Origin of the sequence: Bradyrhizobium sp. B039, assembly GCF_038965675.1 — a bacterium.
Lineage (GTDB): Bacteria > Pseudomonadota > Alphaproteobacteria > Rhizobiales > Xanthobacteraceae > Bradyrhizobium > Bradyrhizobium diazoefficiens.
Map to the genome: position 1 here is coordinate 4,449,612 of NZ_CP152416.1, position 14,966 is coordinate 4,464,577.

At 65.9% G+C, this 14,966-nt stretch carries 14 protein-coding genes; 9 read left to right on the forward strand and 5 right to left on the reverse strand.

The genetic code is table 11. The features are described 5' to 3' along the window. Positions 1–8 precede the first annotated feature (8 nt). The 3 genes from AAFG50_RS20725 to AAFG50_RS20735 all read left to right on the forward strand — a co-directional run bounded on the left by AAFG50_RS20725 (position 9) and on the right by AAFG50_RS20735 (position 3,704). Positions 9–1,550 carry a tripartite tricarboxylate transporter permease gene (locus AAFG50_RS20725; protein WP_028171292.1) on the forward strand — a complete coding sequence of 514 codons (1,542 nt, stop codon included), beginning with the start codon at positions 9–11 and terminating at the stop codon, positions 1,548–1,550. Further along, positions 1,547–2,551, forward strand: a complete 1,005-nt coding sequence (locus AAFG50_RS20730) for a 4-hydroxythreonine-4-phosphate dehydrogenase PdxA (protein ID WP_028171293.1) — start codon at positions 1,547–1,549, stop codon at positions 2,549–2,551. The genes AAFG50_RS20725 and AAFG50_RS20730 overlap by 4 nt, the downstream gene beginning before the upstream one ends. Positions 2,552–2,693: 142 nt before the next feature. Beyond that, positions 2,694–3,704, forward strand: a complete 1,011-nt coding sequence (locus tag AAFG50_RS20735) for a L,D-transpeptidase family protein (protein ID WP_039184435.1) — start codon at positions 2,694–2,696, stop codon at positions 3,702–3,704. Positions 3,705–3,898: 194 nt separating this feature from the next. Here the strand turns inward: AAFG50_RS20735 and AAFG50_RS20740 are convergent, their stop codons facing one another. Then, positions 3,899–4,975 carry a methyl-accepting chemotaxis protein gene (locus tag AAFG50_RS20740; RefSeq protein ID WP_028171295.1) on the reverse strand — a complete coding sequence of 359 codons (1,077 nt, stop codon included), beginning with the start codon at positions 4,973–4,975 and terminating at the stop codon, positions 3,899–3,901. 287 nt (positions 4,976–5,262) lie between these two features. Here AAFG50_RS20740 and recJ point away from each other — a divergent pair, with 287 nt between their 5' ends. From recJ to AAFG50_RS20755, 3 genes are all read left to right on the forward strand, one after another. Continuing rightward, complete coding sequence (gene recJ / locus AAFG50_RS20745; RefSeq protein ID WP_028171296.1) at positions 5,263–7,104, forward strand: single-stranded-DNA-specific exonuclease RecJ; 1,842 nt, start codon at positions 5,263–5,265, stop codon at positions 7,102–7,104. A gap of 31 nt (positions 7,105–7,135) precedes the next feature. Further along, positions 7,136–7,945, forward strand: coding sequence for a glucose 1-dehydrogenase (locus AAFG50_RS20750; RefSeq protein ID WP_028171297.1), 810 nt, complete (start codon positions 7,136–7,138; stop codon positions 7,943–7,945). Between the two features lie 108 nt (positions 7,946–8,053). Further along, positions 8,054–8,851: an aldolase gene (locus AAFG50_RS20755; protein ID WP_028171298.1), complete on the forward strand. Its 798-nt coding sequence runs from the start codon at positions 8,054–8,056 to the stop codon at positions 8,849–8,851. Positions 8,852–8,973: 122 nt separating this feature from the next. Here the strand turns inward: AAFG50_RS20755 and AAFG50_RS20760 are convergent, their stop codons facing one another. Then, positions 8,974–10,197 carry a lytic murein transglycosylase gene (locus AAFG50_RS20760; RefSeq protein WP_028171299.1) on the reverse strand — a complete coding sequence of 408 codons (1,224 nt, stop codon included), beginning with the start codon at positions 10,195–10,197 and terminating at the stop codon, positions 8,974–8,976. Between the two features lie 137 nt (positions 10,198–10,334). Between AAFG50_RS20760 and AAFG50_RS20765 the strand changes: the two genes are divergently transcribed. Next, positions 10,335–10,511 (forward strand): hypothetical protein, encoded by a 177-nt coding sequence (locus AAFG50_RS20765; RefSeq protein WP_166466011.1) that lies wholly within the window; start codon positions 10,335–10,337, stop codon positions 10,509–10,511. Between the two features lie 12 nt (positions 10,512–10,523). Here AAFG50_RS20765 and AAFG50_RS20770 read toward each other — a convergent pair whose 3' ends face one another. Continuing rightward, positions 10,524–11,054 carry a MarR family transcriptional regulator gene (locus AAFG50_RS20770; protein WP_028171300.1) on the reverse strand — a complete coding sequence of 177 codons (531 nt, stop codon included), beginning with the start codon at positions 11,052–11,054 and terminating at the stop codon, positions 10,524–10,526. Between the two features lie 54 nt (positions 11,055–11,108). On the opposite strand from AAFG50_RS20770, the gene AAFG50_RS20775 reads away from it, so the two are divergent. Together AAFG50_RS20775 and AAFG50_RS20780 are read left to right on the forward strand one after the other, a co-directional pair. Further along, complete coding sequence (locus tag AAFG50_RS20775; protein WP_028171301.1) at positions 11,109–11,588, forward strand: carboxymuconolactone decarboxylase family protein; 480 nt, start codon at positions 11,109–11,111, stop codon at positions 11,586–11,588. 29 nt (positions 11,589–11,617) lie between these two features. Beyond that, positions 11,618–12,121: a cupin domain-containing protein gene (locus AAFG50_RS20780; protein WP_028171302.1), complete on the forward strand. Its 504-nt coding sequence runs from the start codon at positions 11,618–11,620 to the stop codon at positions 12,119–12,121. Between the two features lie 106 nt (positions 12,122–12,227). Here AAFG50_RS20780 and AAFG50_RS20785 read toward each other — a convergent pair whose 3' ends face one another. After that, positions 12,228–13,136, reverse strand: coding sequence for an amino acid ABC transporter substrate-binding protein (locus AAFG50_RS20785; protein ID WP_011087156.1), 909 nt, complete (start codon positions 13,134–13,136; stop codon positions 12,228–12,230). 183 nt (positions 13,137–13,319) lie between these two features. Further along, on the reverse strand, positions 13,320–14,942 hold the full coding sequence (locus tag AAFG50_RS20790; RefSeq protein WP_028171303.1) for a peptidoglycan DD-metalloendopeptidase family protein: 1,623 nt from the start codon (positions 14,940–14,942) through the stop codon (positions 13,320–13,322). Positions 14,943–14,966 lie beyond the last annotated feature (24 nt).

Genomic DNA, 14,966 nt, shown 5'->3' on the forward strand with positions numbered 1-14,966 from the left:
AGAGGCCGATGGACAATCTTGGGGAACTCCTGCACGGCTTCACCATCGCGATCACCGTGCCGCATCTGCTGCTGATGGCGGTCGGCGTGCTGCTCGGCATTCTCGTCGGCGTGCTGCCGGGGCTGGGCGCGCCGAACGGGGTGTCGCTGCTCCTGCCGCTGACCTTCGGCATGCAGCCGGTGTCGGCGATCATCCTGCTCTCCAGCATGTACTGGGGCGCGCTGTTCGGCGGCTCGGTGACCTCGATCCTGTTCAACATTCCCGGCGAGCCGTCCTCTGTCGCAACCACCTTCGACGGCTATCCGATGGCGCGCGACGGCCGGCCGACGACGGCACTCGCGACCGCCTTCGGGTCGGCTGCGTTCGGCGCGCTGGTCGGTGTCATCCTGATCACCTTCCTCGCATCCTGGGTGGCGCAGGTCGCGCTCGCCTTCGGGCCGGCGGAATATTTTGCGGTCTATTTCCTGGCCTTTGCAAGTTTCGTCGGCATGGGCGGGGCGGCCCCGATCAAGACCGTCGTGGCGCTCGCGATCGGCTTTGCGATCGCCGCCATCGGCATCGACACCGTCTCGGGCAGCGTCCGGCTGACCATGGGCATCGACGAGCTGGTCAAAGGGGTGAACTTCGTCGTCGCGGTGATGGGTCTGTTCGGCATCGGCGAACTGCTGGTTGCCGTCGAGGAGGAATTCCATGCCCGCGCCGTCTCCTCGAAGATCGATTGGCGCGAGGTGTTTCGCGCAGTCGGCCGCCTGCCGCGGCATAGCGTTGCGCTGCTGCGGAGCGCCGCGATCGGGTGCTGGATGGGGATCACGCCGGGCGGCCCGACCGCCGCATCCTTCATGAGCTACGGCATCGCCCGCCGCTTCTCGCGCCGCGGCCGATATTTCGGCACCGGCGAGGTCGAAGGCATCATCTCGCCGGAGACGGCCGATCATGCCGCGGGCACCAGCGCGCTGCTGCCGATGCTCTCGCTCGGCATTCCAGGCTCGGCGACCGCGGCCGTCATGATGGGCGGGCTCATGATCTGGGGCCTCAATCCAGGGCCGATGCTGTTCGTCGACCAGAAGGATTTTGTCTGGGGCCTGATCGCCTCGATGTATGTCGGCAACATCGTCGCGGTTGCGCTGGTGCTGCTGACCGTTCCGGTCTTCGCCGCCTTGATGCGAATCCCGTTCGTGGTCATCGCGCCCCTGATCGTGATCATCTGCGTCGTCGGCGCCTATTCGGTGTCGAACTCCTATCTCGACGTGGTGATGATGCTTGGCTTCGGTGTCGTCGGCTATCTCTTCAAGAAGCTGTTCTATCCGCTGGCGCCGCTGGTGCTCGCGATCGTCATCGGCGACAAGGCCGAGGATGCGTTCCGGCAGTCGATGCTGATGTCGAAGGGATCGCTCGGGATCTTCTTTGCGAACAAGCTGGTGACGTGCCTGATCGTGGCCGGCATCGCGCTGCTGCTGCTTCCGCTCGCGTTGCAGCTCGCGCGTTTGCTGCGCAAGCCCACGCCATCCGACAGGAATGAGACGACAGCTCAGGAGAAGGTGATCATATGACCGCAAAGCCGCTCATTGCACTGGCGATGGGAGATCCCGCCGGCATCAGCCCGGAGCTGACGGCGAAGCTCGTGGTGGAGGGCGACATCCGCGCGAGCTGCCGGCTCGTGGTGATCGGCGACCGCCGCATCTTCGACGAGGGCGCGCACGTTGCGGGCGTCAAGCCGGACCTGACCATGGTGGAGCAGGGGGCCGACCTTCGATCGGCGCAGGGCGACGCGCTGTTTGTCGATCTTCGCCACCTCGACCCCAGGGACGTCGAGCCGAAGACCGCGACGCTTGCCGGCGGAAAATTCGCGCTGACCAATTACCGGCACGCGCTCGAACTCGGCCGCGACGGCCGCGTCGATGCGGTCTGCTTCACCCCCTTCAATAAGCAGGCGATGCGCCTTGCCCGCGCCGAGTATGACGACGAGATCGCGTTTTCCGCGGAGGTGGTCGGCCTCCAGACGCCGGCCAGCGAGTTCAACGTGCTGGACCGGCTCTGGAACGCGCGGGTCACGTCCCACATCCCGCTTAGGGATGTGGCTGCAAAGCTGTCCAGCGAACGCATCCACCGCGCGCTGAAACTGACCGATGCTTGCATGCGCAACGCCGGCTTTGCGCGCCCGCGCATTGCGGTTGCGGGTCTCAATCCTCACGCCGGCGACGGCGGCAATTTCGGCCGCGAGGAGATCGACATGATTGAGCCGGTGGTCGCGGCCGGCCAGCGCGAGGGCATTGCCGCGGAGGGGCCGTTCCCGGCCGACACCGTGTTCCTGCGTGCCAAGGGCGGCGCCTTCGATGCGGTGCTGACGATGTATCATGACCAAGGCCAGATCGCGATGAAGCTGATGGGCTTCGATCGCGGCGTGACCTTGCTCGGCGGCTTTCCATTCCCGATCTGCACGCCCGCGCACGGCACCGCCTACGACATCGCAGGCCAGGGCATCGCATCGATCGGCGCCAGCTGCGCCGCGCTGCTGCTCGCGGCGGAGATGGCCGGGCGCCGTGCTGGGTGATCGACCACGGGCACTAGCCCGTCGGCTGCGCCAGTCGCCCTCGGGAAAAACTAGAAACTTCCGTGGTCGCTCCGAGTTGCCAATTCGGTGAATGTCTCCATCCCGGAGCTGGCACATGGGCGATCGCGGGTCGCGAAGGACGATGACGAGCGCCCGGTCGGTCGATCGCGCCCAGGTATTCTGCATCGTTCTGATCCTTGTTCTGGCGGCAGCACCCGCGTTCGCGGCCGAGATCAGCCCGGCCGTCATCGAGTCCGCCGAGCCATCGAAGAAGACTCTCTCGAACGAAAAGCCGACTCCGGCGGGCGTGCGGTTGCAAGTGCTTCTGGACAGGGCGCATTTCTCGCCCGGCGAGATCGACGGCAGGTTCGGGGAGAATGCGAAGAAGGCGCTACGCGCCTATGCGGAAGCCCGGCAGTTGCCGGGCTCGGAGGCTCCGACGGAGGAGGTTTGGAAGGCGCTGCGGGCGGACGAGCGGCCGGTCACGCTGACCTACACCATCACCGAGCGGGACGCGGCGGGTCCTTTCCTGAACAAGCTGCCGTCGAAGATGGAGGACATGAAGGACATCCCGAAGCTCGGCTTCACCAGTCCGCGCGAAGCCCTGGCCGAGAAATTTCACATGAGCGAGCAGCTTCTGGCGGCGCTCAACCCCGGGCGCCGTTTTGATCGCGCCGGCGACACCATCGTCGTGGTGGACACTGCCAGTGCGGGAGAGGGTGCGCCTGCGAAGGCGGACAGGGTCGAGGTCGACAAGGTCAGGCAGACCGTCAAACTGTTCGACAAGTCGAATGCGCTGATCGGATTTTATCCGGCGACTGTGGGAAGCGAGGACAAGCCGTCGCCCTCAGGCACGCTCAAGGTCACCGAAGTCAGCAAGAATCCGCTCTATCGCTACAATCCCGCCTATCACTTCAAGGGCGTCCGTTCGCGCAAGCCCTTTACCATCAAGCCAGGTCCGAACAATCCGGTTGGAACGGTGTGGATCAACTTGTCCGCCGAAGGCTACGGCATTCACGGCACGCCTTCGCCGGACAAGATTTCCAAAGCGGAATCTCACGGCTGCGTGCGTCTCACCAACTGGGACGCCGAACGCGTCGCTGGGAGCGTCGCGAAAGGCACGCCGGTCGCCTTTGTGGAGGGCGCCAAGTGAGGGGCGCTCACACGGCGGTCGCCGGCCCAAGGCAACGAGCGCGTTTTCGGATTTCGGAATAGTCGCATAATGCAACTGTTTTGCCCGACGTGTCAAAACAGCTTGAGCTGCAGGAAAACACTAATGAAAACAACGCCCGGCTACTGTGTATGGGGTTGTTTTGCGATTTTTTATCGAGCGGACGGATCCTGGCCTCAGGCTCCACAGATGATCACGCCATACCAGCCGAGGCCGCGATAGGTCTCGTAGCCGGGTGTCGCATGGAACGCGATCATCATGCCCGAGCGGTCGTGATAGAAGCCGGAGCGCTGGCCGTTCAGCGACAGCGAGATGCGCTCGCTCAAAATGCCATGGCCGTCGGAGGCCGCGATCACGCGGAAATTGGAGTCGACCAGCAGCACGCGCGCCTTGTCGCTGTCGCCGACGCGTACGCCCTGGACGATGGCGCGGGCCTGCGGCTCCCAGTCGAAATGGATGGCGAGCACGCCGATCGGCGAGCCGTTGGCCTGGCCGCCGGCGCGGACGCTGGCGCAATAGGTCGCGACCTGCGCGTTGCCGAGCAGCGGCTGGTTCTCGACGTCGCCGGCGACATAGTCGTCGCCGGAGCGCAACGTCCGCGCCTCGCGAAACCATTTGGTGTGGGCGATGTTCTGGCCGACGACGCGAAAGCGGTCGGCGCGGCCATTGGCGACGACGTTGCCGTCGAGGTCGCAGAGCCAGAGGTCGAGATAGACGGTGTAGGCGCCGAGGATGACGCCGAGGCGCTGCGAGGCGTAGGTGACTGCCGCCGGAGCGGGCGAGGCCGCGCAATCCACCACGGTGGAGTCGGTGGCCCACCACCGCACGTCGCAGGTGCGCTCATAGAGGTTGCGGTCGATCAGTTCGACCGCATTGAGCGACAGATCGACCATGCGCTCGCCGCGCGAGCGCTGGCTCATGCGGTCGATCGAGGCGACGAGATCCCCGGTGCGTTTCGTCAATTGGGTTTCGAGCTCGCGCGCGATGCTCTCGACCTGTTGGCCGACGCCGCGCACCTCCTGCGCCACCACCGCGAAGCCCGCGCCTTGCGCGCCGGCGCGCGAGCTCTCGATCAGCGCGTTCAGCGCCAGCATCTTCATCTGGTTGGTGATCTGCTGGATCGCCTTGGTCTTGTCGACCGCGATCTGGTTGACCTCCGCGGTGAGGCGGTTGATCAGCGCGGAAATGTCGGAATCGTCTTCAGCGGGTTCGGCGGCAATCGGCTTGGCTTTCAGACCCAGCGCAGCAGACATCGGGGAGTTCCCTTGGCAATGAGGCCTGATCTGCAATGAACCCGGAACAATCGCTTACAGATCGAATACGATTCTTTTTCGAGGATTCCGCCTAACGCCTGCTTAATTTGCTGTTCGGTGGAATGCCCAAATGATAGTCACTCCGGCCCGTCGGCTGGCCATCCACCGCTTTGTGCAGCCCGGCCGTTGCAAATCGCCGGGGTTTCCTGGCCAATCCCCTTAAGCCAGTGACCGGGCGCCTCGCGTGTTCGCCCGAACCTCGAGTTCCCAACAGATTGCCGCTCGTCATGACGCCGCCTACCACTGCCTTGCCCGTCGAAGCGCCCCAGGCGTTCCTGGGGGTGACGCGCTCGCTCACCGACAAGCTCTGGCGCGACCGGCTGGACGCCCGCGGGGCGGCCCAGGCGCTCGCCATTGTGCAGCGGCACCAGTTGCCGGAACTGCTGGCGCGGGTTCTGGCGGGGCGCGGGGTCGATATCGACGCGGTGCCGGACTTCCTGGACCCGACCATCCGCAAGCTCATGCCGGACCCCTTCACGGTGACGGAGATGGAGGCCGCCGCAAAGCGCATCGCCGATGCCGCGGCGAAGGGCGAGAAGGTCGCGATCTTCGGCGACTACGATGTGGATGGCGCGACCTCGGCGGCGCTGCTGGCCTGGCACCTGCGCCATTGCGGGCTCGATCCGCTGATCCACATTCCCGACCGGATTTTCGAGGGCTACGGCCCGAACGTCGAAGCCGTTCGGGGGCTGGCGGCGAAGGGCGCCACGCTGCTCGTCACCGTCGATTGCGGCACCACCAGCATCGAGCCGCTGGCTGAGGCCAAGCGCCTCGGCATGTCCGTGGTCGTGATCGATCATCATCAGGCCGGCACGGAGCTGCCGGTGGTCGACGCACTGGTCAATCCGAACCGGCTCGACGATCTCTCGGGCCTTGGCCATCTCGCCGCCGTGGGCCTCGTGCTGGTGACGCTGGTCGCGGTGAACCGCGAGCTGCGCCAGCGTGGCTTCTGGAATGCGGAGATGCCCGAGCCCGATCTGCTCGGCATGCTGCATCACGTCGCGCTCGGCACGGTCGCCGATGTCGCGCCATTGATCGGACTCAACCGCGCCTTCGTCGCCAAGGGGCTGATCGCGATGCGGCGGCGCGATCATGTCGGCCACACCGCGCTGATGGACGTGGCGCGGCTCAACGGCCCGCCGGAGGCCTGGCATCTCGGCTTCATGCTGGGGCCGCGGGTCAATGCCGGCGGCCGGATCGGCCGCGCCGATCTCGGTGTGCGGCTCCTGCTCGAAGGCGACAGCGTCGAAGCCGCGCGGATCGCGGCTGAACTCGATCGCCTCAACACCGAACGCCGTGTCATCGAGCAGGCCGCGGAAGCGCAAGCCGAGGCCGAGGCGCTGGCCTCGATCGGACTGGAGGACAAGCTCGGCGTCATCGTCACGGCGTCCGAAGGCTGGCACCCCGGCGTGGTTGGCCTCGTCGCTTCCCGTCTGAAGGAGAAGTTTTCGCGGCCCGCCTTTGCGATTGCACTCGAGCCCGGCGGCATCGGCACCGGCTCGGGCCGCTCGATCGCCGGCGTCGACATCGGCAAGGCGGTGCGGCAGGCGGTCTCCGACGGCATCCTGCTCAAAGGCGGCGGCCATGCGATGGCCGCGGGCGTGACGCTGCGCAAGGAGAAGCTCGCCGAATTCCGCGCCTATCTCGAAAATGCGCTGGCGCGCGACGTCGCGGAGGCGCGCCACGTCAACGAGCTCTATATCGACGGCGCCGTCTCTGCGCGCGCAGTGACGACGGAGCTTGCGGCGACGCTCAACCGCGCAGGGCCCTTTGGCAGCGGCAATCCGGAAGCCGTGCTGGCGCTGCCGGCGCATCAGCTCGTCTATGCCGATGAGGTCGGCCAGGCGCATCTGCGTTTGCGCTTCAAGTCCGGCGATGGCGCCATCGTCAACGGCATCGCCTTCCGTTCGGTCGGACAAAAACTCGGCAATGCGCTCCTCGCCAATCGCGGTCAGCAATTGCATGTCGCGGGATCGTTGTCGGTCGACCGCTATCAGGGCGCCGAGCGCGTGCAGTTCCGCGTCATCGACGTCGCGCTACCGGACCAGGGGCCATCCGTGATTAAGTAGCGGCCTCAAACAACAAGAAAAGGGAGTGAACATGGCAGGGCAGGTTGAGGGCAAGGTCGCGCTGGTGACGGGCGGCGCCTCCGGCATCGGCGAGGCGATCGTCGAGCTGTTCGCGCGCGAGGGCGCCACCGTCATCGCAACCGACGTCGACGAGTTGCGCGGCCCCGAGCTCGCCAAGCGCATCACAAAGGCCGGCGGCAAGGCGATCTTCCTGGAGCAGGACGTCACCAGCGAGGAACGCTGGATCGAGATCGTCGCCGAGATCGCCAAGCGCTACGGCCGGCTCGACATCATGGTCTCCAATGCCGGCATCGGCATTGCCGTGCCCTCGATCGTCGACATGACGCTCGGTGACTGGCGCAAGCAGAACGCGATCAACCTCGACGGCGTGTTTCTCTCGGTCAAGCATTGCCTGCCTTTGATGCGCAAGACCGGCGGCGGCTCGATCGTCATGATGTCCTCGCTCGCGGGCCTGCGCGGCGCGCCGGGGTTGTCGGCCTATTCGGCGACCAAAGGCGGCGTGCGGCTGTTTGCGAAATCGATCGCGATGGAGTGCGCGGCCGTGGGCGATGGCATTCGCGTCAATTCCGTTCATCCCGGCATCATCGACACCCCGATCTGGGGCAAGATCCCGACGGGCGCGACCGGCAACCAGGGCAATGCGCCGATCGATCCGGAGGAACGGGCCCGGGTCGTCACGCCGCTTGCCCGCGCCGGGCAGGCCGCCGAGATCGCCAGCGGCGTGCTGTATCTGGCGTCAGATGCCTCGCGTTACGTCACCGGCAGCGAGCTCGTGATCGACGGCGGTATGAACGCCGGCGGCGTGCCGCGGCGGCAATAAGCCGCCGCGCGGGCTGCGAAGGGCAGGGTGGCGCCCGCGGGGGCTGACGCGCAGGCGTCGGCCCTGTACAAGGCGGGCAGCTCTCGACCGACAAAGGTGTCCTTCGCCATGGCGCACAGCCTTCACTCCTCGTCATCCACGCCGGCGCCATTCCGCTCGAACCGGCCGGACCTTGCCACCGACGCGATCCGCGCCGCGCGCGAGGATCTCGCCGCCTGCTTCCGCATGGCTGCGCGCAACGGCTTTGAGGAGGGCATCTGCAACCACTTCTCGGCCGTGGTGCCGGGCCACGACGACCTGTTCCTCGTCAACCCCTACGGCTACGCCTTCCGCGAGCTGACCGCGTCAAAGCTTTTGATCTGCGACTTCCAAGGCAACGTGCTCGACGGCGAGGGCGTGCCCGAGGCGACGGCGTTCTACATCCACGCCGAGATGCACAAGCGCCTGCCGCGCGCCAAGGTCGCGTTCCACACCCACATGCCCTACGCCACCGCGCTGTCGATGACCGAGGGCGATCCCCTGATCTGGGCCGGCCAGACCGCGCTGAAATTCTACGGCCGCACCGCGGTCGACCGCGACTACCACGGCCTTGCGCTCGACAACCGCGAAGGCGCGCGGATCGCATCCGCCGTCGGCGATGCCGACATCGTCTTCATGAAGCATCACGGCGTGATGGTGCTGGCGCCGACCATCGCGGAAGCCTGGGACGATCTCTACTACCTCGAGCGCGCTGCCGAGGTGCAGGTGCTGGCGATGTCGACGGGACGCAAGGTGCTGGCCGTCGATCCCGCGATTGCGGCCGAGACCTACAAGCAGATGCGCGAGGGCGATTCCGAATCCGCGCGGTTGCATCTGGCTGCGATCCGTAGACAGCTTGATGCTGAGGAGCCGCAGTACAGGCACTGATCTCTTGGGGCCGTCATTCCGGGGCGCGCGAAGCGCAAGCCCGGAATCCATCGCGCAGCGAGCGACGTGGAGGAATGGATTCCGGGCTCGCGCCGAGTGGCGCGCCCCGGAATGACCGGCTCCTACGGCCCTTGCCGCAGCCTCGCCAGCACCTTCAGCCCGCCATAGCCGTCCGCCGGCGTGATCCCCGCGCGTTGCTGGAAATCCTTGATCGCCTTCATGGTGTCGTTGCCGACGCGGCCGTCGGTGCCGCCGGTGTCGAACCCGGCCTTGGTCAGTCGCGTCTGCATCTCCTGGACCTCGGCGAGCGTCAGCGCGCGCTCGGAGCCGGGGAAGGGCTGGATGAAGGGCGGTGCGCCGAGGCAGCGGTCGCCGAGATGGCAGATCGCCAGCGCATAGTTCATCGAGGGATTGTAGCTTTTCACCGAGTAGAAATTCGGCCCCAGCAGGAACGTCGGTCCGCCCGCAACCGGCGTCCACATCTGCGCCGATGCATTGGGCTGCGGGAACGGTTGGCCATCGGCGCGGGTGACGCCGGCTGACGCCCAGGCCGCATAGGTCCGGCTGCCGCTCACGTCGCCGGATGCGCGCACCTCGTAGCCCCAATGCTCGCCGCGGCGCCACTTGCCGCGATTGACCAGGTACTTTGCCGTCGAGCCCAGCGCGTCGTCGGGCTTGCCGAATGGCGACACCTTGCCGTCGCCGTCATAGTCGATGCCGACATTGAGCCAGACTTCGGGCATCCATTGCGAATGCCCCATCGCACCGGCCCAGGAGCCCTTCATCTCCTCCGGCGTGCTCCAGCCCTTGTCGACGATGCGTAGCGCGTTGATCAACTCGGTCTCCCAATAGGCCTTGCGGCGCGGCTCGTTCCAGGCGAGCGCGGCGAGCGAGGGAAACACCGGCGTCATGTGGTTCTGCTGCACCAGCGGATCGCCATAAGCGGACTCGACGCCCCACAGCGCCAGCAGCGTGCCGCGCTCGACGCCGAAGTCGCGCTCGATGCGCGCGAGCAGGGCCTCGTTGTTCTTCAGCGCGATCTTGCCGTTGATGATGCGCCAGTCGGAGACGCGGCGGTTGATGTATTGCCAGACCTGCTCGTGGAATTCGGGCTGGTTGCGCATCTGCTTGAACACGCTCATGTCGGGCTCGACCCGCGCCATTGCGCGCTGCCAGGTCGCGGCCGAAATGCCTTTCGCCATTGCGCGTGCGCGAAAAGACTCGCGCCATTCGTCGAAGCCTGGCGGCGTGGCGAGGGCGTAGGTGGGTGACGCGGCGAAGGCTGCCGCGCCGAGCGCGGATTTCAGCAAGGTGCGGCGGGTGGGCGAGGAATCAGCTTGTTTCATGGACACATTGTAGCGGGAAACAAGGCTCCTGTGAGCCGGTTCCTGGAACGTAGGGAACAGGCGCCCCGCCGCACGTTCCCCGATTTTTCGGTCAGCCGCTTTACGGTCGGTTCGCTCTTGTCATGCAGAATGCGCGCATGCGGGAGCTGTTCGACATCATCCGTGCCAATCCCTGGCCGTTCGGCGCAGGGCTGTTCGTCGTGATCCTGATGATCATTGCGGAAAACTTTGGCCGAGGCATTCAGGGCGATGGCGCCGTCGGCGACTTGTCGGATGCCGATGGCGGCGACGGAGGCTTCGGCGACCAGGGCTAGTCCCGGCGCGGTCTAGTCGTCCTGCAAATCGGCCGCGATTCCGGCGAGCCAGCGCCGGACCGTTGTTTCCGCCTTGCTATCCAGATTCCGGGCGATGCGCTTCTCCAGCGTGATCACCCGATCCCGGCAGGCCTTCAGCAGCGTCGCGCCGCGCGGCGTCAGGGTCCATTGCTGGATGCGGCCGTGGACGGGATGAGGCGTCATCGCAATCGCGCCGTCGCGTTCGAGGTTGCGGATGATGACGCCGACCGTCTGCGGCGTCAGGAAGGTGAGGCGGGCGACGTCGGCGCCCGACAGGCCTGGATAGGCGTTCAGCATTGTCAGCACGGCAAATTGCGGCGAGGTCACGCCGAGATCGGCGAGCGTCCGTTCCATCGTCAGGCGGACCGCGGCATGGGCCTGGCGCAGCAGATAGCCGAGATAGCCTTGCTCGCCGCGTTTGCCTTCCCCCGGGGCGGGCACGCGGACCGCACTCCCGTCGGAAGCGGCGGAGGCCTTCCGCGGGCTTTTCGATCTTGTGAAGTCAGCGGCCTTGCGCGGCATATAAGAGCTCTTATACAGTATAAGTACTCTTACAATAACATGAGGTGCACGGCAATGTCACACGCCCGCAGCGAATATGAGGATTTCAAGCGGATCGCGCCCGATGCGTATGATCTGGTGCTGGCGCTGGGCCAGGCTGCGGCCAAGGCCGGCCTCGACAAGCAGCTTCTCGAGCTGGTCAAGTTGCGCGCCTCGCAGATCAACGGCTGCGCCTTCTGCGTGCAGCATCATATCCTGCTCTCGGAGCGCATCGGCGTGCCCGTGGACAAGCTCAATCTGGTCGCGGTCTGGCGCGAGGCACCGATCTACTCGGCGCGCGAGCGTGCGGCATTGGCCTGGACCGAAGCCCTGACCTTCCTGCCCGACGGCGTCAGCGACGAGGTCTACGCGGAAGTGACCAGCGAATTCTCCGAGTCCGAGCTGATGTACCTGACCTCGGCGGTCGCCTCGATCAACGTCTGGAACCGGTTTGGCGCGGCCTATCGCTGGACGCCGGCGAAGCGGCCGGTCGCAACGAATGCCGCCGCATCCTGATTGCCATCAGGGAAAAAGGGGAGGTTGTCATGACAGCAATGAGTCTGGCCACCACGCAACGCCCGGTGCCGTCGCGTTCAATGGCGCTGGCCGTTGTCGGCGGGCTCGCCTGCGCACTCGCGATCGGCAAGGCGCTGCCGCTGACGATGGAGACCGTATCCGGCGCGCTCGCGCCGCTCTGCGCGACAGCCGCGGAGAGTTCGCCGCTCGACAAGGTCGAGCCGATCGGCTCCTATGCATTGCCGAATGTGCCGGGCAAGCGCGTGACCATCGTGCGCGTTTTCTACGGCCCCGGCGGATTTACGCGGCCGCATCGCCACGCGGGCTCGGTGACCGCCTACGTCACCAAGGGCGAGATCCGCTCCCAGCTCGGTGGCGGCCCGGTCGAGACGTTTGGCGTCGGCCAGTCCTTCTTCGAGCCGCCCGGCGCGACGCATCTGGTGTCGGCGAATGCCAGCGCCACGCAGCCGGCGGAATTGATCGCGGTGTTCGTGGCGGACGAGGGCGCGCAGCTAACGACGTTTCTGGACTAGTTCGTAGCCCGGGCGAGCGAAGCGACACCCGGGAACAGTTGTCGTGAACATCCCGGATGTCGCTTCGCGCATCCCGACTATACGATCGGCGTGCTCCGCGATCTCGTCAGCCACCATACGACGCCGGATCGGGATTGTCGGACGGGTGCTCGAACGACTTCTTCATCGACACCGGCATCGGCACGTGGAAGTTCAGGCCGCGCGGCGGCACCGGCTCCATGAACCATTTGTTGTAGATCTTCTCGATCTCCGGGCTCTTGTAGAGTTTTGCCGTGGCACGATCGACCACGGCCTTGAACTGTGCGTCGTCCTTGCGCAGCATGATGCCGTAGGGCTCCGGATCGGAGAAGGCGCCGGAGCTGATGGCGTAGAGCGACGGATCCTTCGCTGAGGCGATCATGGCCGCGAGCTGGATGTCGTCCATGACGAAGGCCTCGGCCCGGTCAGTCTCGACCATCAGGAACGCCTCGGGGACGTCCTTTGCATTCATGACGTTGATCCCGAGCGCGCGCGCGGCGTTGGCCTTGTTGAGCTGGGTGATGTTGGTGGTGCCCGCGACCGAGACGACGGCCTTGCCCTTGAGGTCATCGACCTGATCGAGCTTCGAAGCCTTCTTCGACACGAAGCGGCTCGCCGTGAGGAAATGCGTGTTGGTGAACCACACCTGCTTCTGGCGGTCGGCGTTATTGGTCGTCGAGCCGCATTCGAGGTCGATGGTGCCGTTCGCCATCAGTGGAATGCGGTTGGACGAGGTGACGAGGTTCTCGTTGACCGCGAGCTTGTCCAGCTTCAGCTCGGCCTTGATCTCCTCGACGATCTTCATGCAGATGTCGATGGCGTAGCCGACGGTCTTCTGCTTCTCGTCGATATAGCTGAAGGGCACTGCACTGTCGCGCACCCCGAGCGTGATCGCGCCGGTCTCCTTGATCTTCTTCAGCGTACCGGTCAATTCCTGCGCATGAGCCGGCACGGCGAATGCGACGGCCACGATGACCGCCGTGGTAAGACAACGCATGTGCTTCCCTTTCTCCAGTTTGCTTGCGGCAAGCCAAGCAATTCTGGGGCCAGAGAAGGCCGGGTCGTTCGGGGGGGCCGGACGCCGATCCGGTCGAGCCTCATTCGCCGAAAGGGTCGTCATGGGAAAGGGGCGTCATGAGATCGTCATCGAGGCGCGCCGCGCGGTGAGGCGCGAGTTGCCTCAATTCTCCTCGCTGCTTGAGCCCTCGCGCTGATCCGGCTTGATCACGTCCTCAGGCAGCGCATGTGCCACAGGCTGCGGGCCGCCCGCGATCTCCGGGCCGACCTCGCGGCCGCGGGCACGGATCAGCCGCTCATAGGCGGAGACCAGCGTGACGTAGGGGCTGACCCAGATCCAGCCGTCGCGGGTGAACACCTGGACGTCGAAATGCAGATGCATCGACGTGCCGGCGGGATGGTCGAGATAGTTCGAGACCACGCCGATCTTCTCGCCTTCGGTCACGATGCGGCCGTTGAGCACGCCGTCGGCGTTCATCACCTGCGGGTTCATGTGCATGTAGCGGAAGCGCATGTGCTCGGTGCGGCTGTTGATCTCGAGCGTCGCGGCCTGGTCCTTGGACGCGCGGATCACGATGGCGTCGCGCACGGCGACGACGGCGCGCTGCTTGGGATCGCAGGGGGCGCGACCTTCGCCGGGCGGCGGGCACTCGGCGGCGCGGATGTCCTCGCCCTGGTGGCCGTAACCGCCGCCGCATTGCCCGACTTCGAAGCTGCGGGACTCGCAGAAATTGTCGCGCCAGGGGTAGGCCGTCGGACTCTCGTTCTTGTCGCGCCTGCCGTAGGATTGCGAGCGCACGAAAGCGGGCGCCTTCTCCAGCGGGAAGCGGATCTGCGCATAGGCCATCACGTCCGGATGGCCGCTCTTGTTGCGGTAGCCGGTGTTCGGGATGATGTCGCCGCTCGGCCGGTAGCTGAAATCGGCCGAGCGCCCTGAAGGACGATCGACGATGTCGGAGGCAACGTCCATCAGCGGCCGCATGCGCTGGCCGCCGGCGACGCGCAGCGCCTTCAGGAAGCGTTCGGCAACCGGATAGGCCTCCTTGCAGGCAAGCCGCCGCGGTTTTGCGACACTGTCCAGGCACTGGATGGAGACGACATAGGCGACGCCGAACCGAGTGAAGGCGTAGCGCACATAGCCTTCGCGGATGAACCTGCGCAGGTCCGGATAATGGGCTGCAAGCGGCTTGACCGGCTCACCCTTGCCGCCGGCGGGATCGGCGATGTCATAGAGCAGCGCAGAGCCCGTGATCTGCACCTCGACGGGTCTTGCGAAGACACGCGTCGGCATGCCGTCACCGGCGCCGGGTTCGAGCGAGAAGCTCGCGCTATATCCGGCGGGGCCGGCGTCGAACATATCGACGGGGTTGAAATCAGCCTGATAGCGCGACAGCGACAGGCTCGGCGGCGCGCCGTTGCGCTGGGCCTCGCGATAGGCGCCGGCGTCGAACGGCAGCAGCACGGGCACGGAGCTGCGGGCAATGCCGGTGAAGAATTGGGAGGAGATTGCGTTGAGCTGCACCAGCGCCGGCATCGCGCGCGGATCGTAGCGCGGCACGGAACGGCGAGGCACGAAGATGAAATCGTCCGCGGCCCGGGGGTGGCTGTTGATCTCGGTGCGGAGCTGGTCGAGCGCTGCGCGCCAATCGACGCGCAGGGCCGTGAGCGAGGGGCTGCGGAATTCGTCCGCAGCGAGCGGAGTGGCGGTGAGGAGCGACAGCGACGCCAAAAGAAGCGAGACGAAGCGGAAACTCTTCCTATCCACTGTCTCGCCCCCCGGCGGCACCTGTTCCGATCCTCGATCCCTGGC

Coding starts and splice junctions, on each gene's coding strand:
- AAFG50_RS20725 (WP_028171292.1), top strand. CDS start 9: ATGGACAATCTTGGGGAACTCCTGCACGGCTTCACCATCGCGATCACC.
- AAFG50_RS20730 (WP_028171293.1), top strand. CDS start 1,547: ATGACCGCAAAGCCGCTCATTGCACTGGCGATGGGAGATCCCGCCGGC.
- AAFG50_RS20735 (WP_039184435.1), top strand. CDS start 2,694: ATGACGAGCGCCCGGTCGGTCGATCGCGCCCAGGTATTCTGCATCGTT.
- AAFG50_RS20740 (WP_028171295.1), bottom strand. CDS start 4,975: ATGTCTGCTGCGCTGGGTCTGAAAGCCAAGCCGATTGCCGCCGAACCC.
- recJ (WP_028171296.1), top strand. CDS start 5,263: ATGACGCCGCCTACCACTGCCTTGCCCGTCGAAGCGCCCCAGGCGTTC.
- AAFG50_RS20750 (WP_028171297.1), top strand. CDS start 7,136: ATGGCAGGGCAGGTTGAGGGCAAGGTCGCGCTGGTGACGGGCGGCGCC.
- AAFG50_RS20755 (WP_028171298.1), top strand. CDS start 8,054: ATGGCGCACAGCCTTCACTCCTCGTCATCCACGCCGGCGCCATTCCGC.
- AAFG50_RS20760 (WP_028171299.1), bottom strand. CDS start 10,197: ATGAAACAAGCTGATTCCTCGCCCACCCGCCGCACCTTGCTGAAATCC.
- AAFG50_RS20765 (WP_166466011.1), top strand. CDS start 10,335: ATGCGGGAGCTGTTCGACATCATCCGTGCCAATCCCTGGCCGTTCGGC.
- AAFG50_RS20770 (WP_028171300.1), bottom strand. CDS start 11,054: ATGCCGCGCAAGGCCGCTGACTTCACAAGATCGAAAAGCCCGCGGAAG.
- AAFG50_RS20775 (WP_028171301.1), top strand. CDS start 11,109: ATGTCACACGCCCGCAGCGAATATGAGGATTTCAAGCGGATCGCGCCC.
- AAFG50_RS20780 (WP_028171302.1), top strand. CDS start 11,618: ATGACAGCAATGAGTCTGGCCACCACGCAACGCCCGGTGCCGTCGCGT.
- AAFG50_RS20785 (WP_011087156.1), bottom strand. CDS start 13,136: ATGCGTTGTCTTACCACGGCGGTCATCGTGGCCGTCGCATTCGCCGTG.